At 69.2% G+C, this 24,118-nt stretch carries 17 protein-coding genes, 2 tRNA genes, 3 rRNA genes and 1 pseudogene; 15 read left to right on the top strand and 8 right to left on the bottom strand.

What is annotated here, in order from left to right; translation table 11 throughout:
- Nucleotides 1-8 precede the first annotated feature (8 nt).
- Nucleotides 9-1,244 (bottom strand): GNAT family N-acetyltransferase, encoded by a 1,236-nt coding sequence (locus tag GA0070614_RS09755; RefSeq protein WP_088975655.1) that lies wholly within the window; start codon nucleotides 1,242-1,244, stop codon nucleotides 9-11.
- A gap of 99 nt (nucleotides 1,245-1,343) precedes the next feature.
- On the opposite strand from GA0070614_RS09755, the gene GA0070614_RS09750 reads away from it, so the two are divergent.
- Together GA0070614_RS09750 and GA0070614_RS09745 are read left to right on the top strand one after the other, a co-directional pair.
- Nucleotides 1,344-1,883 carry a hypothetical protein gene (locus tag GA0070614_RS09750; RefSeq protein ID WP_088975654.1) on the top strand — a complete coding sequence of 180 codons (540 nt, stop codon included), beginning with the start codon at nucleotides 1,344-1,346 and terminating at the stop codon, nucleotides 1,881-1,883.
- Between the two features lie 283 nt (nucleotides 1,884-2,166).
- Nucleotides 2,167-2,964: a S1 family peptidase gene (locus GA0070614_RS09745; protein WP_088975653.1), complete on the top strand. Its 798-nt coding sequence runs from the start codon at nucleotides 2,167-2,169 to the stop codon at nucleotides 2,962-2,964.
- 138 nt (nucleotides 2,965-3,102) lie between these two features.
- On the opposite strand, the gene GA0070614_RS09740 is transcribed toward GA0070614_RS09745, so the two are convergent.
- Nucleotides 3,103-3,366 (bottom strand): hypothetical protein, encoded by a 264-nt coding sequence (locus GA0070614_RS09740; protein ID WP_088975652.1) that lies wholly within the window; start codon nucleotides 3,364-3,366, stop codon nucleotides 3,103-3,105.
- Nucleotides 3,367-3,501: 135 nt separating this feature from the next.
- Between GA0070614_RS09740 and GA0070614_RS09735 the strand changes: the two genes are divergently transcribed.
- Nucleotides 3,502-5,382, top strand: a complete 1,881-nt coding sequence (locus GA0070614_RS09735) for a propionyl-CoA synthetase (protein WP_088975651.1) — start codon at nucleotides 3,502-3,504, stop codon at nucleotides 5,380-5,382.
- Nucleotides 5,383-5,425: 43 nt separating this feature from the next.
- Here the strand turns inward: GA0070614_RS09735 and GA0070614_RS09730 are convergent, their stop codons facing one another.
- Complete coding sequence (locus GA0070614_RS09730; RefSeq protein WP_088975650.1) at nucleotides 5,426-8,362, bottom strand: Hsp70 family protein; 2,937 nt, start codon at nucleotides 8,360-8,362, stop codon at nucleotides 5,426-5,428.
- Between the two features lie 421 nt (nucleotides 8,363-8,783).
- On the opposite strand from GA0070614_RS09730, the gene GA0070614_RS09725 reads away from it, so the two are divergent.
- The gene (locus GA0070614_RS09725; protein ID WP_231933597.1) at nucleotides 8,784-9,350 is read left to right on the top strand and encodes a DUF402 domain-containing protein; all 567 of its coding nucleotides are present in this window, start codon (nucleotides 8,784-8,786) and stop codon (nucleotides 9,348-9,350) included.
- A 406-nt stretch (nucleotides 9,351-9,756) separates the two neighbouring features.
- Here GA0070614_RS09725 and GA0070614_RS09720 read toward each other — a convergent pair whose 3' ends face one another.
- Both GA0070614_RS09720 and GA0070614_RS31100 read right to left on the bottom strand, forming a co-directional pair.
- Nucleotides 9,757-10,092, bottom strand: coding sequence for a DUF402 domain-containing protein (locus GA0070614_RS09720; RefSeq protein ID WP_157744975.1), 336 nt, complete (start codon nucleotides 10,090-10,092; stop codon nucleotides 9,757-9,759).
- 324 nt (nucleotides 10,093-10,416) lie between these two features.
- Nucleotides 10,417-10,563 (bottom strand): hypothetical protein, encoded by a 147-nt coding sequence (locus tag GA0070614_RS31100; protein WP_231933596.1) that lies wholly within the window; start codon nucleotides 10,561-10,563, stop codon nucleotides 10,417-10,419.
- A gap of 63 nt (nucleotides 10,564-10,626) precedes the next feature.
- On the opposite strand from GA0070614_RS31100, the pseudogene GA0070614_RS31095 reads away from it, so the two are divergent.
- Together GA0070614_RS31095 and GA0070614_RS31090 are read left to right on the top strand one after the other, a co-directional pair.
- Nucleotides 10,627-10,854 (top strand): annotated as a pseudogene (locus GA0070614_RS31095) (site-specific integrase); the annotation flags it as partial.
- Nucleotides 10,855-10,875: 21 nt separating this feature from the next.
- Complete coding sequence (locus GA0070614_RS31090) at nucleotides 10,876-10,992, top strand: integrase (protein WP_231933803.1); 117 nt, start codon at nucleotides 10,876-10,878, stop codon at nucleotides 10,990-10,992.
- 92 nt (nucleotides 10,993-11,084) lie between these two features.
- Here the strand turns inward: GA0070614_RS31090 and GA0070614_RS09710 are convergent.
- A tRNA-Gly gene (locus tag GA0070614_RS09710) sits at nucleotides 11,085-11,158 on the bottom strand.
- A gap of 245 nt (nucleotides 11,159-11,403) precedes the next feature.
- Between GA0070614_RS09710 and GA0070614_RS09705 the strand changes: the two genes are divergently transcribed.
- From GA0070614_RS09705 to GA0070614_RS09680, 6 genes are all read left to right on the top strand, one after another.
- Nucleotides 11,404-11,477: transfer RNA gene (locus tag GA0070614_RS09705), tRNA-Pro, on the top strand.
- Between the two features lie 139 nt (nucleotides 11,478-11,616).
- A complete protein-coding gene (gene tig, locus GA0070614_RS09700) occupies nucleotides 11,617-12,969 on the top strand; it encodes a trigger factor (protein WP_088975646.1) in 1,353 nt (450 codons plus the stop codon).
- 172 nt (nucleotides 12,970-13,141) lie between these two features.
- Complete coding sequence (locus GA0070614_RS09695; protein ID WP_088975645.1) at nucleotides 13,142-13,783, top strand: ATP-dependent Clp protease proteolytic subunit; 642 nt, start codon at nucleotides 13,142-13,144, stop codon at nucleotides 13,781-13,783.
- 14 nt (nucleotides 13,784-13,797) lie between these two features.
- Nucleotides 13,798-14,460, top strand: coding sequence for an ATP-dependent Clp protease proteolytic subunit (locus GA0070614_RS09690; RefSeq protein WP_088975644.1), 663 nt, complete (start codon nucleotides 13,798-13,800; stop codon nucleotides 14,458-14,460).
- 212 nt (nucleotides 14,461-14,672) lie between these two features.
- A complete protein-coding gene (gene clpX / locus GA0070614_RS09685) occupies nucleotides 14,673-15,968 on the top strand; it encodes an ATP-dependent Clp protease ATP-binding subunit ClpX (RefSeq protein WP_088975643.1) in 1,296 nt (431 codons plus the stop codon).
- Nucleotides 15,969-16,122: 154 nt separating this feature from the next.
- Nucleotides 16,123-16,920 (top strand): carbon-nitrogen hydrolase family protein, encoded by a 798-nt coding sequence (locus GA0070614_RS09680; protein WP_088975642.1) that lies wholly within the window; start codon nucleotides 16,123-16,125, stop codon nucleotides 16,918-16,920.
- A gap of 144 nt (nucleotides 16,921-17,064) precedes the next feature.
- Here the strand turns inward: GA0070614_RS09680 and GA0070614_RS09675 are convergent, their stop codons facing one another.
- On the bottom strand, nucleotides 17,065-17,292 hold the full coding sequence (locus GA0070614_RS09675) for a hypothetical protein (protein ID WP_088975641.1): 228 nt from the start codon (nucleotides 17,290-17,292) through the stop codon (nucleotides 17,065-17,067).
- Nucleotides 17,293-17,939: 647 nt separating this feature from the next.
- On the opposite strand from GA0070614_RS09675, the gene GA0070614_RS09670 reads away from it, so the two are divergent.
- From GA0070614_RS09670 to rrf, 3 genes are all read left to right on the top strand, one after another.
- Nucleotides 17,940-19,456: ribosomal RNA gene (locus GA0070614_RS09670) — 16S ribosomal RNA — on the top strand.
- 370 nt (nucleotides 19,457-19,826) lie between these two features.
- Nucleotides 19,827-22,938, top strand: a 23S ribosomal RNA gene (locus tag GA0070614_RS09665).
- A gap of 74 nt (nucleotides 22,939-23,012) precedes the next feature.
- Nucleotides 23,013-23,129, top strand: a 5S ribosomal RNA gene (rrf, locus tag GA0070614_RS09660).
- Together the 16S, 23S and 5S rRNA genes form the textbook arrangement of a ribosomal RNA operon.
- Before the next feature lie 286 nt (nucleotides 23,130-23,415).
- Here rrf and GA0070614_RS09655 read toward each other — a convergent pair.
- The gene (locus GA0070614_RS09655; RefSeq protein WP_088975640.1) at nucleotides 23,416-24,099 is read right to left on the bottom strand and encodes a hypothetical protein; all 684 of its coding nucleotides are present in this window, start codon (nucleotides 24,097-24,099) and stop codon (nucleotides 23,416-23,418) included.
- Nucleotides 24,100-24,118: the final 19 nt, after the last annotated feature.

The raw sequence follows: 24,118 nt of genomic DNA, 5'->3' as shown, positions 1-24,118 counted from the left end.
GGCCCGGCTCAGAAGATGTCCATCGGCGCCGGGGCGCGGTGCCAGCCGAAGGCCGGGCCGGCGGCGGCGAGCGTGCCGGGACGCAGCTCCCGCACCCGGCCCGCGGCGGCCAGCGCGGTCAGCCCGGCCCCGCCGAGGTAGAGCTCGCCGAGGCAGCGCACGTCGCAGGCCAGCTCCGCCGGGTCGTCCGTGCGGGCGCACGCCGCGCCCTGCGGACCGCCGGTGAGCCGCCAGCGGCCGGTGTTCTCCGGCAGCAGCGGGTCGGTCACCTCGACCACCACGTCAACCGCCGTGGCGTACCGGCGGGCGGCCAGCGCGGCGGGGACGTCGACCAGCCGTACCCAGAGCGCGTCCATCAGCTGTGGCCCGAGCTGGCGCGGCTCGTTGACCAGGCGCAGCAGCGGGTCGTCCACGGCGGCCCGGAAGTAGGAGAGCCGCCGGGTCAGGTCGACCGAGAGCAGCGTCCGCCAGATCGCCAGGTACGCGTCCGGGTCGGCGGCCACCACCTCGTCGACCTGGACCAGCCCGGTCGGCCCGGTCCGCTGCCACTCCGGTCTGCTGCGCCAGAGCGCGTACCCGTCCAGCCCGTCCGGCCCCTCGTACAGCAGCGCCCGGCGCGCGGTCGCGCCGTCACGCGCACCGGGCGGGTCGCAGAGCACGTACCGCCACCAGCGCTCGTCCCGGTCCGACCAGCCGGGGCGCTCGACGCGCAGCCGGTCGTACAGCCGGGCCAGCTCGGGCTGCACCGCCGCCGGCGCGGCCAGGCGCAGCGTGCCCGCGGCGGACGTCGGCTCCGGCAGCCGCAGCTCGGTGGTGGCCGGGCAGTCCAGGGTGAGGCGCTGCACGGCCAGGCCGTAGCCGAACCGGGGGTAGATCCGCCCCTCGCTGGCCCAGAGCACGGCGACCGGTTCCCGGCCGGCGTCGTGGAGCTCCCGCAGCTGCCGGTGCATCAGCGTGCGGAGCAGGCCCCGGCGGCGGTGCGTGGTCGCCACCGCCACCATGGTCACGTGCGCGGCCGGCACGGTCGCCCCGGGCACGCTGAGCGTGCGGGTGAACGCGGCGGCGTGCGCCACGGCGGTCCCCGCGTCGCGGACCAGCAGTGCCCGGTCCGGCTCGAAGACACCCCGGGCGGCCTCGCGCGACTCGGGGTCGTAGGGATCGTGGAAGGCGTCGCCGAGCAGTTCGGCGATGTCGTCGAAGTCGTCGGGCCGGGGTACCACCACGGTGGGTGCGGGGTCGGTCACCGGACCTGTCTATCCGATCATCGTGGGGACGGCGACCCCTTTGCCGGCTGGCTACCCTCGTAGGCGGAGGCCGGTACCGGTCAGGGGGAGGACGACGAGATGGCAGACCAGACACAGCCGTGGGCCGAGCGGACCGTCGAGGTGCCGCCGCAGCCCGGTGTCGGGGTGCCGCCGCAGCGGGACGCGTTCCGCCGGGGCGTCGCCTCGGTCGGGCAGCGTCGCACGCCCCGTACCGAGCAGTTCCCGGCGGTGGGGCACGACGAGCACGCCTGGTCCGGGTCCGAGTCGCCCCGCCGGCCGATGAGCTGGTACGTCGCCCAGTGGCGGCAGGGCCGGGAGTGGAGCGTCGCCGGGGCGCTCTTCGCGTTCGTGTGCTGGGGGATCTGGGCCATCTCCGGCCGGGGCAACCTGGGCGCGCCGCTGCTGACCTTCGTGTTGAGCCTGCTCGTCGCGGTCGGGCTGTTCTTCCTCGCCCGGCTGCTGGGCCGAGTGATCTGGGAGCGGCAGCTCGGGCGGATCCGGCGCAGCGCGCGCGGCGCGCACCTGGTGACGGCGGTCTTCCTGGTCGGCGTCGGGGTCGCCTACCTGCAGCAGACCGCGTGGGTCGTCCGCTTCTGGAACTTCATCACCGGCAGCTGACGCTCCGCCGCCGGCGGTACGGGCGGGCGGGTCGGCGTGTGCCGGGCCCGCCCGCGCGTCCGGTCGCGGGTCTGCCGCGACGCCGGTCGTTCTCCTCCAGGGCGGCGGCTGTCATACCCCGCCGGAGCAGGTTCATCCGTGTCCGGGCCGGTCGACCCGCCGGCTGCGGCGGCCGTCGTATGATCACAACAGTATGTTGAAGTTCGTCGATGTCCGGTTCTAGGCTCCCGCCAACGAACCGGCGCGCTTCCCCGGGTGCGCCGCCGAAGGTTGGAGGCCCCCAGTGAACCGTTGGCGCAGACTCATCGGCCGGATGGCCGCCGCGATGGTGGCGGTGACCGCCGGATCCCTGGTGCTGGCCGCCCCGGCCACCGCCGCGCCCACCAGCGACGTCACCCCGTACGTCGTCGGCGGCACCCGGGCCGCGCAGGGCGAGTTCCCGTTCATGGTCCGGCTCTCGATGGGGTGCGGCGGGGCCCTCTACAGCCCCCGCCTGGTGCTCACCGCCGCCCACTGCGTGGGCCGCACCGGGACGAACACCAGCATCACCGCGACCCTCGGCGTGGTCGACCTCCAGTCGAGCAGCCGGATCCAGGTCCGGTCCAACTACGTCTACCGGGCCCCCGGCTACAACGGCAGCGGCAAGGACTGGGCGCTCATCCGGCTCGCCACCCCGGTCACCAGCCTGTCCACCCTGCGCATCGCCACCACCACCGCGTACGACAGCGGCACCTTCACCGTCGCCGGCTGGGGCGCGGCCCGCGAGGGCGGCGCGCAGCAGCGGTACCTGCTCAAGGCCAACGTGCCGTTCGTCAGCGACGCGAGCTGTGCCGCCTCGTACGGCGGGGACCTCATCCCGGCCGAGGAGATCTGCGCCGGCTACGCCGGCGGCGGGGTGGACACCTGCCAGGGCGACTCCGGTGGCCCCATGTTCCGCCGGGACGCCAACAACGCGTGGATCCAGGTCGGCATCGTCAGCTGGGGCAACGGCTGCGCCCGCCCCAACTACCCGGGCGTCTACACCCAGGTGAGCACCTTCGCCCCGCAGATCGCCTCGGCCGCCGCCAGCCTCGGCGGCTGAGCCGCCCGCCCCGGCCGGTCGCGCCCGTCCCGCCGGGCCGCCCCGACGGCCGGGGCGCGCGAAACGGACCGGTGCGCCACCGACGGTCACTCCGTCGCCGGCGCACCGGTCCCGCGCGTCCGCGCCCGTCCCGCCCGGTCAGGAGCGGGCGTCGTGCCCTTCCGCGTCCGCCTTCGGGGAGGCCACCCGGGCCGCCGGGTCCTCGACGCCCGGCTCGCCACCGCCCGGGGCGACCATGCCGTCGTAGTTGTAGACCGTGCCGTCGTCACCGTGCTGCTTCGTGGTGCGCACGTAGCGGTGGATCATGCCGTCCAGCTCGACCTCCAGCAGGGCGTCGCCCGCCTCCCGGCTGCTGCCGTCGCAGGGACCACCGACCAGGTACGCCTTCGTGTTCGTCTCCATGAACCCAGCGGTACCCCTGACGTACCGGGTGAAAACGACGCGGCACCCGCCGCTCGGCGACGCCAGCGGTCCTTCCGGCGCAGCGGGACCGACCGGCCGTCGTGCCGGCCCGCCCGGGGCGTCGAGCATGTCGCCATGGGCGCGTATCGAGAGGCGTACGAGCGGAGCATCGCCGACCCGGAGGGCTTCTGGCGGGACGCGGCGGCGGACGTCGACTGGCACCGGCCACCGCGGCGGATCCTCGACGACAGCACGGCGCCGCTGTACCGGTGGTTCCCCGACGCCGAGCTGAACACCTGCCACAACGCGCTGGACCGGCACGTGGCCGCCGGCCGGGGCGACCAACCGGCGCTGATCCACGACAGCCCGGTCACCGGCACGGTCAGCACGTACACCTACGCCGAACTGCGTGACGCCACGGCCCGGTTCGCCGGGGCGCTGCGCCGGCTCGGCGTGGGGCGCGGCGACCGGGTGCTGCTCTACCTGGCGATGGTGCCCGAGGCGGTGGTCGCGATGCTGGCCTGCGCCCGCATCGGCGCGGTCCACTCGGTGGTCTTCGGCGGCTTCGCCGCCCACGAGCTGGCGGTACGCCTCGACGACGCCCGCCCGACGGTGGTCGTCGCCACCTCCTGCGGCATCGAGGTGGACCGGATCGTGCCGTACCACCCGATCCTCGCCGCCGCGCTGGAGGAGGCGGAGCACCGCCCCGCCCACTGCGTGATCGTGCAGCGCCCGCAGCACCCCGCCCCGCTCACCCCGGGCCGGGACCTCACCTGGGACGAGGCGCTGGACGGGGCGGAACCCGTCGACTGCGTCCCGGTCGCCGCGACCGACCCGCTCTACGTGCTCTACACCTCCGGCACCACCGGCCGGCCGAAGGGCGTGGTCCGGGACAACGGCGGGCACGCGGTGGCGCTGCGCTGGTCGATGACGAACGTGTACGGCATCTCACCGGGCGACGTCTTCTGGGCCGCCTCCGACGTCGGCTGGGTGGTCGGCCACTCCTACATCGTCTACGGGCCGCTGCTCACCGGCGCCACCACCGTGCTCTACGAGGGCAAACCGGTCGGCACCCCGGACGCCGGGGCGCTCTGGCGGGTGGTGGCCCAGCACCGGGTCGCCGCGCTGTTCACCGCGCCCACCGCGATCCGGGCGATCCGCCGCCAGGACCCGGCCGGCGACCTGATCGGCCGGTACGACCTGTCGAGCCTGCGCACCCTCTTCCTCGCCGGTGAGCGGCTCGACCCGGACACCTTCGCCTGGGCGTCGCAGCGGCTCGGCGTGCCGGTGGTGGACAACTGGTGGCAGACCGAGACCGGCTGGCCGGTCGCGGCGAACCTGCGCGGGCTGGAGCCGATGCCGCTGAAGCCCGGCTCGCCCTCGGTGCCCGTCCCCGGCTACGACGTCCGGGTGGTGGACGGCCGGGGAGCGCCGGTGCCGGCCGGCACGGACGGCGCGATCGTGATCCGGCTGCCGCTGCCCCCGGGCTGCCTGCCCACCCTCTGGGGCGACGACGAGCGGTACGTCCGCTCCTACCTGAGCGCCTTCCCCGGCTGCTATCTCACCGGCGACGGCGGCCGGTTCGACACCGACGGCTACCTGTACGTGATGGGCCGCACCGACGACGTGATCAACGTGGCCGGGCATCGGCTCTCCACCGGGGCGATGGAGGAGGTGCTGGCCGGGCACCCGGCGGTGGCCGAGTGCGCGGTTATCGGCGTCGCCGACCAGCTCAAGGGCCAGGTGCCCAGCGGGTACGTGGTGCTCAAGGCGGGCGTCGACGTCGACCCGGACACCCTCGCCGCCGAACTGGTGGCGCTGGTGCGGCAGCGGATCGGGCCGGTGGCCGCGTTCCGCCGGGTGACCGTGGTGCCGGCCCTGCCGAAGACCCGCTCCGGCAAGATCCTGCGCCGGACCATGCGGGGCCTGGTGGAGGGGCGCGACGAGCCGGTGCCCGCCACCATCGACGACCCCTCGGCCCTGGCGGTCTTCCGCGACCTCGGCGTCGCCGGGTGACGTGCCGCCGGCCGCCCCGCGCAGCCCGGCTCAGTCCACGAACTCAGTCCACGAACCGGTACAGCACGAAGTCCTTCTTCGCGCCGCAGGCGATCACCTCGGTGTTCCACGAGCAGGACTCGCTGCGGACGTCCTTGAGCTCGCCCAGTTCGGTCAGCGCGCCCGCCGCCGACACCCCGGCGAGGCTGCGGTCGTCCTCGACGCTGCTCGGCGCGTCGGCGAAGACCAGCAGGTTCCCGGCGTCCACCCGGCCCGCCACGCCGTCCCGGTCGCGCAGCAGCGCCCTGCCGTCGGCGTCGAAGAGGGTGAAGGTGCGCGGGTAGTCCCGCTCGGCGATCAGGTGCTCGCCCAGCGGGACGAGCCCGGTGGCCTTCGGCGCGGCCCAGCGCCGGCTGCCCTTGCCCTCGGTGGCCACCACCACCTCGGTCCGCTCCGCCTCGCCGGACGGCGACTCCAGCAGGCAGGCCCGGTGCTCGCCGCAGGCGACCAGCGTCTTCACCCGGCGCCGGTCGTCCGGCGCGGTGTAGAGCACCGACGGCTCGCCGAGGTTGCCGAGGTCGTAGGAGAGCAGCCGGGTGTCCTCGGTGACGTACAGCCGGTCGTCGCGGGCCGCCACCGGGTCGTCGACGTCGGCGACGTTCGGTCGGCTGCGCAGCACCTTGCCGCTGTCCATGTCGATCACCCGGACCGAGCGGTCCGCGCCCACCTGCACCAGCCGGGCCGTGTCGCCGAGCCAGGGGGCCCGGGGCGCGCCGCCGACGTCGGCGGGGCCGCCCAGCGCCTCCTCGGTGCCGACCGGCAGCACCCGGGTACGGGCGCCGTAGTCGGTGCGCGGGTTGTCCTGGTGCCACCGCTGCGTGCCGTCGCTCAGCCGCAGCCCGACCAGCCGGCCGCCGGTCCGGTCCAGCCACACCACCGTGTCCCGGCCGAGGAACAGTTCGTCGTCGCCCCGGACGCTGTGCCGCCAGCGCTCCTCACCGGAGCCGGCGTCGAGCACCACCAGGTCGCGCGGGGTGCTGTCGCCGTTGGCGTCGGCGAGCAGCGCGACCGCACCCGGCAGGGCCCGGATGCCGTCCCACCGGTCCGCGCCGGTGCGGGTGTCCACCCGCCAGCGCTGCCGGCCGGTGTCGGCGTCCACCGACACCACCTCCAGCCGGTCGTCGTCGCGCTGGTGGGCGAGGTAGGCGCGGTCGTCGAGCACCGAGGTGAACATCGCCGTCGGCCGCTCCGCCCCCGCCGCCGGCCGGGCCACCTCCGTCAGGGTGCGGAACTCCAGCGCCGGGTAGCGGTCCCGGATCACCCAGAGCACCGTCGCGGCCACCACACCGGCCAGCGCGAGGCCCGCGCCGGCCGCGATCCACAGACCCCGCCGGCCGCGTCGGGTCGCGCCGGCCACGGGGGAGACCGGCGACCCCGACCCGGGTACGCCGGGCCGCCCCGGGCCGCCCTGAGCGGGTACGCCCGGCGCGCCGTGCCCGGGTGACGCCGGCGGCGCCGAGGCGGGCGGGTGCCAGCCGGGCACGTTCCCGGCGGGCGGTGCGGCGTACCCCGGTGCGGCCCCGGCGGTCGGCGCCGGCGGGACGTGCCCCGCGGGCGCGGCGGCCAGGGTGTGGCCGGGCACGGCGGCCAGGGTGCCCTGCGGGCCGACGGCGGGCACCGGCTCGGGCCGGGTGCCGTGCGGTCCGGCGGGCACCGGCTCCGGCCGGGTGCCGTGCGGCCCGGCGGCCGGTTCGGGCCGGGTGCCGTGCGGGCCGGGGGCGAGCTCGGGCGGAGTGCCGGGCGGGGCGGCGGGCGGCGGCACCACGGGTGGCGGCGGGATCGCGCCCGCCGGGCGGGCCTGCCGGGGCAGCGGCAGGTCGGTCAACGCCCCCTCGGCGACCGGCAGTTCCGGCTGTTCCAGCACGGTCGGCGCGACGCCCAGCTCGGCGTGCAGCATCCGGGCCACCAGCGGCATCCGGGACGATCCGCCGACCAGGAAGAGCCCGGCCAGCTGCCCGGGGGTCAGCCCGGCCGCGGCGACGACGTCCCGGGTCGCGGCGACGGCCCGGGCCAGCAGGGGAGCGGCGAGCCGTTCCAGGTCCTCCCGGGTCAACCGGAACGCCGCCGCCACCCCCGGTACGGCCACCGGCGCGACCTCGGCCCGGGAGAGCATCTCCTTCGCCCCGCGTACGTCGTCCCAGAGCTGCTGCCGGTCCCGCCGGTCGGTGGTGGTCCCGGGGTCGGTCAGCCGTGCCCACCGCTCGGGGTGCGCCGGGGCGACCAGTTCGCCGAGCCGTTGCACCAGGGCGGCGTCCAGGTCCAGCCCACCGAGGTCGGGCACGCCGCCGTCGGCGACGACGGTGAAGCCGGAGTCGCCCCACGGGTCGGCGCCCTCGTTGCGGACCACCGCCACGTCGAGGGTCCCGCCGCCGAAGTCGAACACCGCGACCGCTCCGCCCACCGGCACCGGCCGGCGCAGCACCTGGGTGTAGTAGCGGGCGGCGGCCACCGGCTCGCGCAGCAGGCGGGTGCCGGGCGCGATCGGCCCGGACAGGGTGTGCTCGGCCGCCGTGGGCCAGCCGGCCAGCGCCAGCGCCTCGTGCAGCACCTGCCGGCGCGGGGCCGACCAGGCCGCCGGGTAGGTGACCACCGCCGGGGGCAGGAAACCGGTCGTCGCCACCGCCGACTCGGCCACCACGTGCAGCGTCGCGGCCAGCAGCTCCGCCGGGGGGTACGCCCGGCCGCCCAGCTCGACGGTCTCGTCGTCCACCCGGCGCTTCGGGTTCGGCTCGTAGCCGGCCGGGTCGACCTGCGCCAGCCGCTGCGCGTCCCGGCCGACGTGCAGCCGGCCGTCGGCGTCGGCGTACACCCCGGAGGGGAGGATCGGGTGCCCGTCCACCAGCAGCGGCCGGGTCCGGCCGTCCGGCCGGCGCAGCACCGCCACCGTGTTGGACGTGCCGAGGTCGACGCCGAGGGCGAACCCGTCCTGCTGGTCTGCCACCGGTCGATACCTCCACGTCGACGAGGGATGCCGCAGCGCATCGTACGCAGCCCGCGCCCGCCGGCGCGGCACCGATCACCCCGTCCTCGACGTCCGCCGACCACCCGAGGAACGAGAGCGGCCCAGGCTCGGCGGGAGCGCCGATCGCCTGGGCCGGAGTTCGTGGAGCGGGCGACGGGAATCGAACCCGCACCGTCAGTTTGGAAGAGCGTCCTCGACCGGTCGCGATGTCCGAAACGCCTGCCACCGGCGGCCGTCCGGGCTGCTTCTCGTGCCCGGTCGTGACCGCTGCGCGCCACGGTTACTGGCCCACAGATGGCCCGTGCGGACTCCGGGACTACAGTCCCGGATGCCCTTCACTTACGGTCAGACTCTGCTTCGTAGGCATGTGCGGGCCAACCTCTGTACCCACGTCCAGCCAATGCGGGTCGTCAGCGATGACGACGCGGGGCTGCTGCTCTGGAAGCCCGTCGGCAGCGAGTTTGCCACCTTGGTTGACGCCGATGGGAAGACACAACATCAGCTGCCCGTCGATCAGATGCGCCAGCCTCAACTCGTACGCAAGGCCTGGCGTGATTACGACATCCTGGTGCTGATGCCACCCGGAGCCTGGCACTCGATCTGGTGGTTCTACAAGGAAAGCGCCTTCGTGGGGTGGTATGTCAACGTTGAGACGCCCTACTTTCGGCGTGACAGCAGCGTGGACACGACCGACCTGCTGCTTGACGTCGTCATAGATCCGCGTGGCAACCGGCAGTGGAAGGATGAAGACGAGCTTGCCGCTCGCATCGGTCACCCTCTCTACCCCGATGCCGAGGCAGCGGATGCCGCGCGGCAGGAAGGCATGCGCTTGATCAAGCTGGCCGAGGAAGGTGCTTATCCATTCGACGGGACCTACGTCAACTTTCGCTCGGATCCTTCCTGGCCCAGCCCAGGCCTGCCTGATGGATGGGACAGCGAATCGACAAGGGCACAACCGGTTTGCTGAGGATCTCCTCGTCGGGCAGTCGCCAGACCGTCCAGGGAGGCTGGTAGCCCTTGTGGTGCCCGATGAGGGGATCCGCCCGGCCGATCTCTGAGGAGGGCCGGGGTTCGGGGCAGAGCCCCGAGGTCTTCAGAGTCCTGGTCGTCCCAAGCGTGGCCGGCCGGCCCGGCCGATGCCGGCCGGAGGTCGCCAGCAGGCCGGGGCCGGGCCGGCGCGGCCCGCTTGCGGGCCGCCTTGATGTGATAGAGCGGAATTCGGCAGTGCTCGGACTTGCCTCAGTGTGATCCGACAGCTGATGTGCGACGCAGTTCCGCCAGGTGATGTGCGACAGATCCAGCACGCTAGGGGCGACAGGATGGCCGCCGACGCAAGGTGCTGTCACGCCGGTGAGCTTGCGCCATGCGGGTCCTCACCTCTGCTGAGAGAGCAACTGCCATCCGCGCTCCTGCCAGGGCTCGTCACGGCGCCGGAGTGCCTCGGCCCGATCTTCGGCCGTGGACTGTGCGAGCTTGGCGTCATCCGCGCTCATCCAGCCGTCGCGGCACGCCTGTTCGTATTCGTCCCAGTCTTCGATCTCGACACGCGAATCTCGCTCGTGGAGCACTGGGTCCAGTTCGAGATCGATATACCGCCAGCCTGCTGCGGTCTGCTCCGGCGGGAGGCAGACGTCGATCTCAAGCCGCCGATCAGTAGGGTCCCCGACCCACCACGCCACCCAGGGGCGGCCCGCGGTGAGGAGAACCACGACCGGTATCGGAAGAGTGCCACTGTCATGCGGAGCACCCCATGGTGAACCAGCCAGGCCTCGCAGCCAGGTTCCGTCACGGTCCTGACGGACCGGCTCCAGGTCGAACCAGAAGATGCCTCCGGGGCGTTTGATCTTGGATAGACGTATGCTCCGGCTCTTCTGACCCTCGCCCACAGGGGCACGCTAGGGGCAGAACGGAGTCGGCCGCTACATGGCGCACCAGGGTTCTTCCGCATCTACCGCGATCAGCGTGCTGAGGTGTCGCAGATCAGTTGGCGGACGAGTGTCGCCCATCAGTCGACGGAGGACGTCGGACTTGCCTCAGAACTTGGGCTCGACGGGCGACGGCAGGATGTCGGCCCACTTGTGCAGTACCTCGACGGCCTGGTCCCGGAGGACTCCGTTGGTGGTCTCCTCGCGCAGTGACCGGCGCTCGATCGGCTGGGCAGTCGCTCCCTCCGGAGTCACCTGGAATTCGGGCCGCCCAAGTCGGCGGCCGGGGTCCGGGTCGTCGCCCTGCCGGCCGCCACCGTGGAAGCCCTGCGGGCGCATCTGGCCGAGTTCACTGCCGTCGACGCTGACGCCCCGGTCTTCACCGGCGACAAGGGCGCGCTGCTGCGATCCGGCAACTTCGGCCGTGCGGCCAAGTGGACGCGGACGGTCGCAGCGCTCGGGCTGCCCGGCTTCCACTTCCATGACCTGCGCCATACCGGCAACATCCTCGCCGCAGCCTCTGGCGCGAGCACTCGCGAACTGATCCAGCGAATGGGGCACGCGAGCATGCGTGCGGCGTTGATCTACCAGCACGCGACCAGCGAGCGGGACCGTGAGATCGCCTCGGCCATGGACCGGCGGATCGCCCGGCAGACCCGAGGCAAGGGCAGCCAGAGCAGCTAATGGCCCACGGATGGCCCACAAGATCGAAGCGGAGGAGTGGCCGACCGGCCCAGGATCGCGGGATGCAGCCGCTGACCTGGGCCGGAGGCTGTTGGAGCGGGCGACGGGAATCGAACCCGCACCGTCAGTTTGGAAGACTGAAGCTCTGCCATTGAGCTACGCCCGCGTACGCCCCGACACCGCCGGGACGCGCCGACAGCCTACCCGGTCCGCCCACCGGACGCGCAAAAGGCTTCTCCCACGCGCCGCGCCCGCCCCCGACGCCCCGACGGCCCGGGGTCCGGCCCGGCAACGGGGCCCCGACGGTCGTGGGCGCGGCGCGGGAGGGCGCCCGGTTGCTGCCGGTTCGGCGCGTTGGAGCCCGCCCCGACACCTCGCACCGGTCCCCAAGGCATACACTTCTCGTCGCCACGGGGTGTGGCGCAGCTTGGTAGCGCACTCGCTTTGGGAGCGAGGGGCCGTGGGTTCAAATCCCGCCACCCCGACTGTCGTCCGCGGCCGGGCGCCGGGGCATCGCTGTTTGCGCGGTTGCCCGGGCGCTGCCGGAGCGTCCGGCCGGCTCGCCTACACTCGATGGGCTGAATCACGCCCAGACTCAACTGAGATCCGTCAAGGAGTACGCCTGTGAAGAGCACCGTCGAGACTCTGAGCCCGACGCGCGTGCGGCTCGCCATCGAGGTGCCGTTCGTCGAGCTCGAGCCGAGCCTCAAGAAGGCGTACCGGGAGATCGGCCAGCAGGTCCAGGTTCCCGGCTTCCGCCGGGGCAAGGTGCCGGCCGCCGTCATCGACCAGCGGGTGGGCCGGGGGACCGTCCTCAACGAGGCGATCCAGGAGGCCATCCCGCAGAACATCCTCGCCGCGGTCCGGGAGCACGACCTGAAGACCCTGGGTCGCCCAGAGGTCGACATCACCGAGTTCAACGACGGTGACTCGCTCAACTTCACCGCCGAGGTCGACGTGCGCCCGGAGATCACCCTGCCGGACCCGGCCACCGTCGAGGTGACCGTCGACGAGCTGCAGATCGACGACAGCGAGATCGACGAGCAGGTGAAGGGCCTGCGCGAGCGGTTCGCCACCCTCAAGACCGTCGAGCGCGCCGCCCAGGAGGGCGACTACGTCCAGATCGACCTGAACGCCACCGTCGACGGCGAGGACGTGCCGGGCGGCCAGGCGAGCAACATCTCGCACGAGGTCGGCAGCAAGCAGCTCCTGCCGGGGCTGGACGAGGCCCTGGTCGGCCTCGCCGCCGGGGAGAGCACCACCTTCACCACCCAGCTCGTGGGCGGCGACTTCGCCGGCCGTGACGCCGAGGTGGCGGTGACCGTCCGCACGGTCAAGGAGAAGGAGCTGCCGGAGCTGGACGACGACTTCGCGCAGATGGCGAGCGAGTTCGACACCATCGAGGAGCTGCGCGCCGACGTGCGCGAGCGGGTCACCCGGGGCAAGCGGGTCGAGCAGATCTACGCCGCCCGGGACAAGGCCCTGGAGCAGATGGTGGCCGCCGCCGAGGTGCCGGCGCCGGAGGGTGTCGTCCGCGAGGAGGTCGAGAGCCGCAAGGCTGCCATGATCGACCAGCTTGAGCGGATCGGCGCCTCCCTGGAGGAGTACCTCGCCGCCGAGGAGAAGACCGAGGAGCAGATCGACGCCGAGCTGAACGAGGCGGCGACCGAGGGCGTCAAGATCCAGCTCCTGCTGGACACCCTGGCCGACGCCGAGGACGTCCAGGTCTCCGACGACGAGTTCGGCCACGAGATCGTGCACCGGGCGCAGCGCGCCGGCATGGCCCCGCAGCAGTACTACGACCAGCTGGTGCGCTCCGGCGCCGCCGGCGCCGTCTTCGGCGACGTCCGTCGCGGCAAGGCCCTCGCCGCCGTGATGGAGAAGATCAAGATCAAGGACACCGCCGGCAACGAGGTCACCCTCGACGCGCTGCGCGCCGAGAGCGAGCAGGCGCACGACCACGACCACGAGCACTGACCGTCCCTGGTAGGCCGCCGTCCGCCCGTTGCGGTGGACGGCGGCCGAAACCCTTTTCCGGGTACGTCCCGAGGACAGCTGCGCTGATAGCGAACACTGTCCCGACCGGGAGTCGATCACCCGGCTGAGCGGTTAGTGTCGGGTACGACGGTACGGAGAGCGAAGGGCTGCCATGACCGACATGCACATCCCAGCGAAGCCGCTCCGGGCGATCGAAGCCCGCGGTGGCGACTCAATTGGCAACCTCGACGACTCGGTCTACAACCGGTTGCTCAAGGAGCGCATCATCTTCCTGGGCAGCGAGGTGAACGACCAGGTGGCCAACCGCATCTGCGCGCAGCTGCTGCTGCTCGCGGCGGAGGACCCGGACCGGGACATCTTCCTCTGGATCAACTCGCCGGGTGGCTCGGTCTACTCCGGCATGGCGATCTACGACACCATGCAGTACATCGACAACGACGTGTCGACCGTGGCGATGGGCATGGCGGCCTCGATGGGCCAGCTGCTGCTCTGCGCGGGCACCAAGGGCAAGCGGTACGCCCTGCCGCACGCGCGGATCATGATGCACCAGCCGTCCGGCGGCATGGGCGGCACCGCCTCGGACATCGCGATCCAGGCCGAGCAGATGCTCTACACCAAGCGGATGTTCCAGGAGCGGGTCGCGTTCCACACCGGCCAGACCCAGGCCCAGATCGAGGCGGACTCGGACCGCGACCGCTGGTTCACCGCCAAGGAGGCCATGGACTACGGCTTCATCGACAAGGTGATCACCGGAGCCGCACAGGTTCCGGAAGGCGCCGGGACCCTGAGCTGACCGAGGAGCTGACGATGACCGACCTGAGCCTGCCGCCCCAGTTCGCGGCCGTGCACAACCGCTACGTCCTCCCGTCGTTCGTGGAGCGCACGTCGTACGGGGTCAAGGAGTCGAACCCGTACAACAAGCTCTTCGAGGACCGGATCATCTTCCTCGGCGTCCAGGTGGACGACGCGTCCGCCAACGACGTGATGGCGCAGCTGCTGACGCTCGAGGGCACCGACCCGGACCGCGACATCATCATGTACATCAACTCGCCGGGTGGGTCGTTCACCGCCATGACGGCGATCTACGACACCATGCAGTACGTCCGGCCGGACATCTCCACCGTCTGCCTGGGCCAGGCGGCGAGCGCGGCGGCCGTGCTGCTCTCGGCCGGCACCCCGGGCAAGCGGATGGCGCTGCCGAACTCGCGGATCATCATCCACCAGCCGGCCACCGAGGGCGGCTACGGCCAGGGCTCGGACATCGAGATCCAGGCCCGGGAGATCCTGCGGATGCGGACCCAGCTGGAGGACATGCTCTCCCGGCACTGCAACCGCCCGATCGAGAAGGTCCGCAAGGACATCGACCGGGACAAGATCATGACGGCCGAGGAGGCCAAGGAGTACGGGCTGGTCGACACGATCCTGACCAGCCGCAAGAAGGGCCTGCTCGCGGCGAACGCCGCGAGCTGAGCCAGACCGGGTCGGAGGTCGGTCGGCGCGTCGTTCCCGGCCGACCTCTGACACACCCGTTTTGGGGGTCGGAGAAACCTCCGCCAGCGGGTAACGTCGGGTCCGTACCGCTGTGCCGGGTCGGACCGGCGGCAGGGATTCAGACGGACGGGCGCCCGGCGCGCCCGCAGGTCAGGGCCGGGCTCCGGCCGACGAGTGCAGGGAGAACGTAGGTGGCACGGATCGGTGACGGCGGCGACCTACTGAAGTGCTCCTTCTGTGGCAAGTCCCAGAAGCAGGTCAAGAAGCTCATCGCGGGCCCAGGGGTCTACATCTGCGACGAGTGCATCGATCTCTGCAACGAGATCATCGAGGAGGAGCTGGCCGAGTCCGGCGAGGTGAAGTGGGAAGAGCTTCCCAAGCCGATGGAGATCTGCCAGTTCCTCGACAACTACGTCGTCGGGCAGGAACAGGCCAAGAAGGCGCTCGCCGTCGCGGTCTACAACCACTACAAGCGGATCCAGGCCGAGGCGGCCGGCGCGCCGGGCTCCGGCAACGACGGCGTCGAGCTGGCCAAGTCCAACATCCTGCTGCTCGGCCCGACCGGCTGCGGCAAGACCCACCTGGCGCAGACCCTGGCCCGGATGCTCAACGTGCCGTTCGCGATCGCCGACGCCACCGCCCTCACCGAGGCCGGGTACGTCGGCGAGGACGTGGAGAACATCCTCCTCAAGCTGATCCAGGCCGCGGACTACGACATCAAGCGCGCCGAGACCGGCATCATCTACATCGACGAGGTCGACAAGATCGCCCGTAAGTCGGAGAACCCGTCGATCACCCGGGACGTCTCCGGCGAGGGCGTGCAGCAGGCGCTGCTGAAGATGCTCGAAGGCACGGTGGCGAACGTGCCGCCGCAGGGCGGGCGCAAGCACCCGCACCAGGAGTTCATCCAGATCGACACCACCAACGTGCTGTTCATCTGCGGTGGCGCCTTCGCCGGCCTCGACCAGATCATCGAGGCCCGCACCGGTCACGGCGGCACCGGCTTCGGCGCCCGGCTCCGGTCGGTCTCCGAGCGCTCGACCGACGACATCTTCAGCCAGGTCATGCCGGAGGACATGCTCAAGTTCGGGCTGATCCCCGAGTTCATCGGCCGGCTGCCCGTGATCACCAACGTGCGCAGCCTGGACCGCACCGCCCTGGTGCGCATCCTCACCGAGCCCCGCAACGCGCTGGTCCGGCAGTACCAGCGTCTCTTCGAGCTGGACGGGGTGGAGCTGGAGTTCGAGCCGCCGGCGCTGGAGGCGATCGCCGACCAGGCGATGCTGCGCGGCACGGGCGCTCGTGGCCTGCGCGCCATCATGGAGGAGGTCCTCCTCTCCGTGATGTACGAGGTGCCCAGCAACCCGGACGCCGCCCGCGTGCTGATCACCCGCGAGGTGGTCCTGGAGAACGTCAACCCGACGATCGTCCCGCGCGAGTTCACCGGTCGCCGGGCCCGCCGGGATCGCGAGGAGAAGTCGGCCTGACCGGCCACCACCGCAGACGCTGACGACGAGAGCACGGCCACCGCGCAGGGGCCGTGCTCCCGTCTCTTCCCGGGCGACCTCCGTCGGCGGCTCCCCAGCCGATGGGCGCACCTGACGCTGTCGCCGGCCGGGCTCCGGTCGTACGCTGATCGCCATGCGTGTCGCCGTCTGCCAGCTCAACGCCCGCGACGACCGTGCGGCCAACCTGGCCGCCGCGGAGGCCCTGCTGGTCAGGGCCGCGGCGGCCGGCGCCGATCTCGCGGTCCTTCCCGAGTACGTCGACTACCTCGGCCACGCTGCGGGCATGCCGGCACCGGAGCCGGTGGACGGCACGGTGGGGACGTTCTTCGGAGGCGTCGCGGCCCGGCTCGGCATCTGGGTCGTCGCCGGTTCCTTCCACGAGGCCGGCCCGGATCCCGAGCACACCTGGAACACGTCGCTGGTCTTCGACCGATCCGGCGCTCTCGCCGCCAGCTACCGCAAGATCCATCTGTACGACGTAGAGATCCCCGGCCGGGTCTCCTACCTGGAGTCGGCGACCGTCGCACCGGGCGACCAGCCGGTGGTGGTCGACGTCGAAGGGGTGCGGGTCGGCCTGTCGATCTGCTACGACCTGCGCTTTCCCGAGCTCTACCGGCAGCTCGCCACCGACGGGGGAGCACACCTGCTCGTCGTGCCGGCGGCGTTCATGGCGCACACCGGCCGGGACCACTGGGAGGTGCTGCTGCGGGCGCGGGCGATCGAGAACCAGTGCTTCGTGGCCGCCGCCGGACAGACCGGCGACCACGACCCGGGTCGGACGTGCTTCGGGCGCAGCATGGTGGTCGACCCCTGGGGGACGGTGCTCGGCCAGGTGCCGGACGGCCCCGGGCTGACCGTCGTCGACCTGGACCTCGACCGGCTGCGCACCATCCGGGCGGAGTTGCCCAGCCTGGCCAACCGCCGGCTGTAGCTACGCCCCCAGGGCGGGGCGCCGGCGTGCCCGGTCGACGCCGGACGGAGTCCGGGCAGCGTCGGGCGGCGAGCCCGGAGTCCGGTGTGGTGCCCGAACATGTCCTCGTGGAGCGGTCGCCCGGGCGGACCAGGCGCCGACGTCCTAGTCCTGCAGGAGCACGCCGAGCACGGTGAGTCCGACGATCGCGGTGGCGGTCACCAGCAGGGCGGTGCCCATGCGTGACCGTCCGCGCCGCGCCAGGCGCGCCAGGGACAACAGGACGACGACGAGCACGACGGCGCCGATCACCAGCTGCCAGAAGGGCAGCAGCAGTCCGAGCAGTGCCTCTTCGGCGAGGGGGACCACCGGGGACCGCGACACGTCATCCATGGCAGCCACTCTGGCACGCCGCCGGCGCCACCGAGCCGCCCATCGCGGTGGGACACGCGGACCGGGTGGCGGAACCCTCGTCGCATCGCAATGACGATCATTGATTTGCCTTCTGGGGGCCGTCCGCGTAACTTTCTCTCTGCACGCGGGAGGCCGGACAAACCGGCCGAGAGCGGGCACCAGGCTCGTGGCGGAGACGCCGAGCGAGACTGAGGATCGGGCGGTGCGACACACTCCGGAAGACGGAGTTGCGATCGCGAAGCCGGCCGGGTAGAGTTCGAAAGCCGGCAGGGAGCCGGGCGGATGGCCGTGAGAGCGGCGATCGGCCGGTCTGCCGCTTCCCACGACAGAAACGACCGCCGGATACGGCGTGCGTCAGCGTGGAACGGACCGAACCAAGTTGATCACCTCGGATACGAGGTTGACGGCGGAAGTCGGACCGGGTAAGTTAGAGAGGTTGCCCCGGGTCGGGGCTCCACGGTTGTGGGGTTCTGGGCGGTGTGTGGTTGTTCTTTGAGAACTCAACAGGGTGCTTGATAAGCCAGTGCCAATTTGATTTATACCCCGTGCTGGTCAGGCTGTGGTCTGGCTGGTGGGGATTCCTTTGGCAACACTTTTGTTGTCAGGGTTTGCTGTTCGACAAGTTTTTGTTGGAGAGTTTGATCCTGGCTCAGGACGAACGCTGGCGGCGTGCTTAACACATGCAAGTCGAGCGGAAAGGCCCTTCGGGGTACTCGAGCGGCGAACGGGTGAGTAACACGTGAGCAACCTGCCCTAGGCTTTGGGATAACCCCGGGAAACCGGGGCTAATACCGAATATGACCTCCGATCGCATGGTTGGTGGTGGAAAGTTTTTCGGCCTGGGATGGGCTCGCGGCCTATCAGCTTGTTGGTGGGGTGATGGCCTACCAAGGCGACGACGGGTAGCCGGCCTGAGAGGGCGACCGGCCACACTGGGACTGAGACACGGCCCAGACTCCTACGGGAGGCAGCAGTGGGGAATATTGCACAATGGGCGGAAGCCTGATGCAGCGACGCCGCGTGAGGGATGACGGCCTTCGGGTTGTAAACCTCTTTCAGCAGGGACGAAGCGTAAGTGACGGTACCTGCAGAAGAAGCGCCGGCCAACTACGTGCCAGCAGCCGCGGTAAGACGTAGGGCGCGAGCGTTGTCCGGATTTATTGGGCGTAAAGAGCTCGTAGGCGGCTTGTCGCGTCGACCGTGAAAACTTGGGGCTCAACCCCAAGCCTGCGGTCGATACGGGCAGGCTAGAGTTCGGTAGGGGAGACTGGAATTCCTGGTGTAGCGGTGAAATGCGCAGATATCAGGAGGAACACCGGTGGCGAAGGCGGGTCTCTGGGCCGATACTGACGCTGAGGAGCGAAAGCGTGGGGAGCGAACAGGATTAGATACCCTGGTAGTCCACGCTGTAAACGTTGGGCGCTAGGTGTGGGGGGCCTCTCCGGTTCCCTGTGCCGCAGCTAACGCATTAAGCGCCCCGCCTGGGGAGTACGGCCGCAAGGCTAAAACTCAAAGGAATTGACGGGGGCCCGCACAAGCGGCGGAGCATGCGGATTAATTCGATGCAACGCGAAGAACCTTACCTGGGTTTGACATGGCCGCAAAACTCGCAGAGATGTGAGGTCCTTCGGGGGCGGTCACAGGTGGTGCATGGCTGTCGTCAGCTCGTGTCGTGAGATGTTGGGTTAAGTCCCGCAACGAGCGCAACCCTCGTTCGATGTTGCCAGCGCGTTATGGCGGGGACTCATCGAAGACTGCCGGGGTCAACTCGGAGGAAGGTGGGGATGACGTCAAGTCATCATGCCCCTTATGTCCAGGGCTTCACGCATGCTACAATGGCCGGTACAATGGGCTGCGATACCGTGAGGTGGAGCGAATCCCAAAAAGCCGGTCTCAGTTCGGATCGGGGTCTGCAACTCGACCCCGTGAAGTCGGAGTCGCTAGTAATCGCAGATCAGCAACGCTGCGGTGAATACGTTCCCGGGCCTTGTACACACCGCCCGTCACGTCACGAAAGTCGGCAACACCCGAAGCCGGTGGCCCAACCCCTTGTGGGAGGGAGCCGTCGAAGGTGGGGCTGGCGATTGGGACGAAGTCGTAACAAGGTAGCCGTACCGGAAGGTGCGGCTGGATCACCTCCTTTCTAAGGAGCACCATCCGTCGAAAGACGGTATGGAGCCCACGCCATCCGAACGTGATGGTGGGGTGCTCAATGGCGGAGACACTGGCCAGTTTTTCCTCGGCAACGGTCGGGGGCGCCTAGTACAGCCACTTCGGTGGTGGGAACGGTTGGCTCCTGATGCGGCTGGGAAGAGGCGCTAAGCACCCTGTTGGGTCCTGAAGGAACAACCCGAGGGTTGTCTTTCAGAACCATGACCCCACTGTGGTGGGGGACGGTTGCCAGGCATGACCTGGTGTGGCATACCGCCGGCGGTGGTCGGGTTTGGTGTCGCGCTGTGGGTTGTGGGTTGGTTGTTTGTTGAGAATTGCACAGTGGACGCGAGCATCTTTGTGGTCAAGTTGTCAAGGGCGAACGGTGGATGCCTTGGCACCAGGAGCCGATGAAGGACGTGGGAGGCCGCGATAGGCCTGGGGGAGCTGTCAACCAAGCTGTGATCCCAGGGTGTCCGAATGGGGAAACCCGGCACCAGTCATGTGGTGTCACCCGCACCTGAACACATAGGGTGTGTGGGGGGAACGCGGGGAAGTGAAACATCTCAGTACCCGTAGGAAGAGAAAACAAATTTAGTGATTCCGTGAGTAGTGGCGAGCGAAAGCGGATTGAGGCTAAACCGGCTGCGTGTGATACCTGTCAGGGGTTGCGTGGTCGGGGTTGTGGGACCCCGCTGAACAAGCTGACACTTGTTCGAGGAGTTATAAAGTCAGTGGCTAGCCGAACAGTCTGGAATGGCTGACCGTAGGCGGTGAGAGTCCGGTAGGTGAAAGTTGCTGACCTTCTGTGGGTGTTCCCGAGTAGCGGCGGACCCCTGAAATCTGCCGTGAATCTGCCAGGACCACCTGGTAAGCCTAAATACTTCCTGGTGACCGATAGCGGACGAGTACCGTGAGGGAATGGTGAAAAGTACCCCGGGAGGGGAGTGAAATAGTACCTGAAACCGTTCGCCTACAATCCGTCGGAGCCTTGCGGGGTGACGGCGTGCCTTTTGAAGAATGAGCCTGCGAGTTAGTGGCATGTGGCGAGGTTAACCCGTGTGGGGGAGCCGTAGCGAAAGCGAGTCTGAATAGGGCGATCGAGTCGCATGTCCTAGACCCGAAGCGGAGTGATCTAGCCATGGGCAGGCTGAAGCGCGGGTAAGACCGCGTGGAGGGCCGAACCCACCAACGTTGAAAAGTTGGGGGATGACCTGTGGTTAGGGGTGAAAGGCCAATCAAACTCCGTGATAGCTGGTTCTCCCCGAAATGCATTTAGGTGCAGCGTCGCGTGTTTCTTGCCGGAGGTAGAGCACTGGATGGTCTAGGGGGCCCACAAGCTTACCGAAATCAGCCAAACTCCGAATGCCGGTAAGTGAGAGCGCGGCAGTGAGACTGCGGGGGATAAGCTTCGTAGTCGAGAGGGAAACAGCCCAGATCACCAGCTAAGGCCCCTAAGCGTGTGCTAAGTGGAAAAGGATGTGGGGTCGCATAGACAACCAGGAGGTTGGCTTAGAAGCAGCCACCCTTTAAAGAGTGCGTAATAGCTCACTGGTCAAGTGGTTCCGCGCCGACAATGTAGCGGGGCTCAAGCACACCGCCGAAGCTGTGGCATTCACATTTCAACCTCGCTTGGACTTGATTCCTTGTGCAGGTGTGTGGATGGGTAGGGGAGCGTCGTGCCGGGGGTGAAGCAACGGGGTGACCTAGTTGTGGACGCGGCACGAGTGAGAATGCAGGCATGAGTAGCGAAAGAAGGGTGAGAAACCCTTCCGCCGGATGACCAAGGGTTCCAGGGCCAGGCTAATCCGCCCTGGGTGAGTCGGGACCTAAGGCGAGGCCGAGAGGCGTAGTCGATGGACAACGGGTTGATATTCCCGTACCCGCGAAAGAGCGACCCTGATGAACCTCGTTGTGCTAACCACCCGAACCAGCCGAGACCTTCGGGTCGAGGTTGGGGAGCGTGGGAACCTGGCGGGTAGTAGTCAAGCGATGGGGTGACGCAGGAAGGTAGCTGATCCCGGCCGGTGGTTGTGCCGGGGTAAGCGTGTAGGCCGCACCATAGGCAAATCCGTGGTGCATGGAGGCTGAGACGTGATGCCGAGCCGATTCAGGTGAAGTCAGTGATCCTATGCTGCCGAGAAAAGCCTCTAGCGAGTTCTGAGCGGCCCGTACCCCAAACCGACACAGGTGGTCAGGTAGAGAATACCGAGGCGATCGGGCGAACTGTGGTTAAGGAACTCGGCAAATTGCCCCCGTAACTTAGGGAGAAGGGGGGCCGGAGACGTGAAGCCCCGCGCGGGTGGAGCGTTGTATGGCCGCAGAGAGCAGGGGGAAGCGACTGTTTACTAAAAACACAGGTCCATGCGAAGAAGTAATTCGATGTATATGGACTGACGCCTGCCCGGTGCTGGAACGTTAAGGGGACCTGTTAGCTCTTCGGGGCGAAGCGGAGAACTTAAGCGCCAGTAAACGGCGGTGGTAACTATAACCATCCTAAGGTAGCGAAATTCCTTGTCGGGTAAGTTCCGACCTGCACGAATGGCGTAACGACTTCCCCACTGTCTCAACCACAGGCCCGGCGAAATTGCAGTACGAGTAAAGATGCTCGTTACGCGCGGCAGGACGGAAAGACCCCGGGACCTTTACTATAGCTTGACATTGGTATCCGAATTAGCTTGTGTAGGATAGGTGGGAGCCGGTGAAGTCCATACGCCAGTATGGGTGGAGGCAATCTTGAAATACCACTCTGGTTGATTTGGGTATCTAACTTCGGACCGTTATCCGGTTCAGGGACAGTGTCTGGTGGGTAGTTTAACTGGGGCGGTTGCCTCCTAAAGGGTAACGGAGGCGCCCAAAGGTTCCCTCAGCCTGGTTGGCAATCAGGTGTTGAGTGCAAGTACACAAGGGAGCTTGACTGTGAGACTGACAGGTCGAGCAGGGACGAAAGTCGGGACTAGTGATCCGGCACTTGCGAGTGGAAGCGGTGTCGCTCAACGGATAAAAGGTACCCCGGGGATAACAGGCTGATCTTCCCCAAGAGTCCATATCGACGGGATGGTTTGGCACCTCGATGTCGGCTCGTCGCATCCTGGGGCTGTAGCAGGTCCCAAGGGTTGGGCTGTTCGCCCATTAAAGCGGTACGCGAGCTGGGTTTAGAACGTCGTGAGACAGTTCGGTCCCTATCCGCCGTGCGCGTAGGATACTTGAGAAGGGCTGTCCCTAGTACGAGAGGACCGGGACGGACGAACCTCTGGTGTGCCAGTTGTCCCGCCAGGGGCACGGCTGGTTAGCTACGTTCGGAAGGGATAACCGCTGAAAGCATCTAAGCGGGAAGCTCGCTTCAAGATGAGGTATCCCACCACTCTTTGAGTGGGTAAGGCCCCCAGCTAGACGACTGGGTTGATAGGCCGGAAATGTAAGCCCGGTAACGGGTTCAGTTGACCGGTACTAATAGGCCGAGGACTTGACTACGAAGCTGCTACGCGTCCACTGTGCAACTCTGAACACGCAAACACCCACGGGTTGTTTTGACATGTTCATAGAGTTACGGCGGTCATGGCGGAGGGGAAACGCCCGGTAACATTCCGAACCCGGAAGCTAAGCCCTCCAGCGCCGATGGTACTGCACTCGGGAGGGTGTGGGAGAGTAGGACACCGCCGGACATCCATTCAGTTAGGGCCACCCCACACGGGGTGGCCCTAACTGCATTCCCAGATCTTTCGGCAGCCGGAATCAGCGGGTCAGATCCCGTTCGGATCGAAGATTCGGCGGTGAGCGCCGGGTCAGTTCGGCCTCCAGCGGGCGGCGGTGACGCCGCTGGCGCTGGGCCCCCAGGTCATCGGATCAGCCAGCACCCGATCGCCGGCCAGGAGCCGGCGATCGGTGTGACAGCCAAGGGTGCGCGTACCCCGGGGAGGGCTGTGGTGGCCGCGGCCCGGACGGGGCCGGTCAGCCCCGGGTCTGGATGGTCTCGCGGATCTCGCGGAACAGCCGCGCCGCGTCGTCGACGGGGCGGTTGGGGAACATCGCCATCGCCACGCTGCCGTGGTCGGCCCAGCCGCAGATCGCGAAGTCGCCACCGTCGCCACGGGTCGTGCCGCACTTCATCACGCCGCCGAAGCGGCCGGCGGACACGGTGCGCAGGCCGGCCACCCGGCCCGTCTCGTCGGCCATCAGCCCGAAGAGGCTGTCCAGGTCACGCTCCGGCTGCCACAGCAGGGTGGTGCCGCCGAAGACCAGGGCCGGCCGGTCCTCGCGCGCCGGGTCGCGGTAGACCGTGCCGAAGCTGCGGTCGAGGTCGATGTCGGCGGCGAAACCGTCGCGCAGGTACTCGGCGGTGCTGCGGGCCCGGTCCGAGTCGTCGCGGACCAGCCCGGCGACGCTGTCCGGGGTGCTGAGCCGGGTGTCCTTCTGCTCCATGATGCGCCAGCCGGCCGTACCGAGGGCGGCGGCGCCGGCGAGACCCACCACGAGCGCCACGGTCAGGGCGATCCGCCGACGGCGCGACGGCCGGGTGCCGGCGTCCGGGTCGACCGCCGGGTCGTGGTTGCTCAGGCGGATCGGCTCGTCGGTCAGGTCGACCGGCTCGGGCCCCTCGATGAGCTCACGCTCGCTGAGATGTGCGTCGGACATGTCCGCCACCGTACGCGAA

Origin of the sequence: Micromonospora coxensis (assembly GCF_900090295.1) — a bacterium.
In the GTDB taxonomy this organism is placed as follows: Bacteria; Actinomycetota; Actinomycetes; order Mycobacteriales; family Micromonosporaceae; genus Micromonospora; species Micromonospora coxensis.
This window is presented reverse-complemented; position numbering and strand designations above follow the sequence as displayed.

Bases quoted from the DNA above. Each gene is read 5' to 3' on its own strand.
- GA0070614_RS09750 (WP_088975654.1), top strand. From the start codon at position 1,344: ATGGCAGACCAGACACAGCCGTGGGCCGAGCGGACCGTCGAGGTGCCG.
- GA0070614_RS09740 (WP_088975652.1), bottom strand. From the start codon at position 3,366: ATGGAGACGAACACGAAGGCGTACCTGGTCGGTGGTCCCTGCGACGGC.
- GA0070614_RS09735 (WP_088975651.1), top strand. From the start codon at position 3,502: ATGGGCGCGTATCGAGAGGCGTACGAGCGGAGCATCGCCGACCCGGAG.
- GA0070614_RS09725 (WP_231933597.1), top strand. From the start codon at position 8,784: ATGCGGGTCGTCAGCGATGACGACGCGGGGCTGCTGCTCTGGAAGCCC.
- GA0070614_RS31090 (WP_231933803.1), top strand. From the start codon at position 10,876: ATGCGTGCGGCGTTGATCTACCAGCACGCGACCAGCGAGCGGGACCGT.
- GA0070614_RS09695 (WP_088975645.1), top strand. From the start codon at position 13,142: ATGACCGACATGCACATCCCAGCGAAGCCGCTCCGGGCGATCGAAGCC.
- GA0070614_RS09690 (WP_088975644.1), top strand. From the start codon at position 13,798: ATGACCGACCTGAGCCTGCCGCCCCAGTTCGCGGCCGTGCACAACCGC.
- GA0070614_RS09680 (WP_088975642.1), top strand. From the start codon at position 16,123: ATGCGTGTCGCCGTCTGCCAGCTCAACGCCCGCGACGACCGTGCGGCC.
- GA0070614_RS09675 (WP_088975641.1), bottom strand. From the start codon at position 17,292: ATGGATGACGTGTCGCGGTCCCCGGTGGTCCCCCTCGCCGAAGAGGCA.
- GA0070614_RS09655 (WP_088975640.1), bottom strand. From the start codon at position 24,099: ATGTCCGACGCACATCTCAGCGAGCGTGAGCTCATCGAGGGGCCCGAG.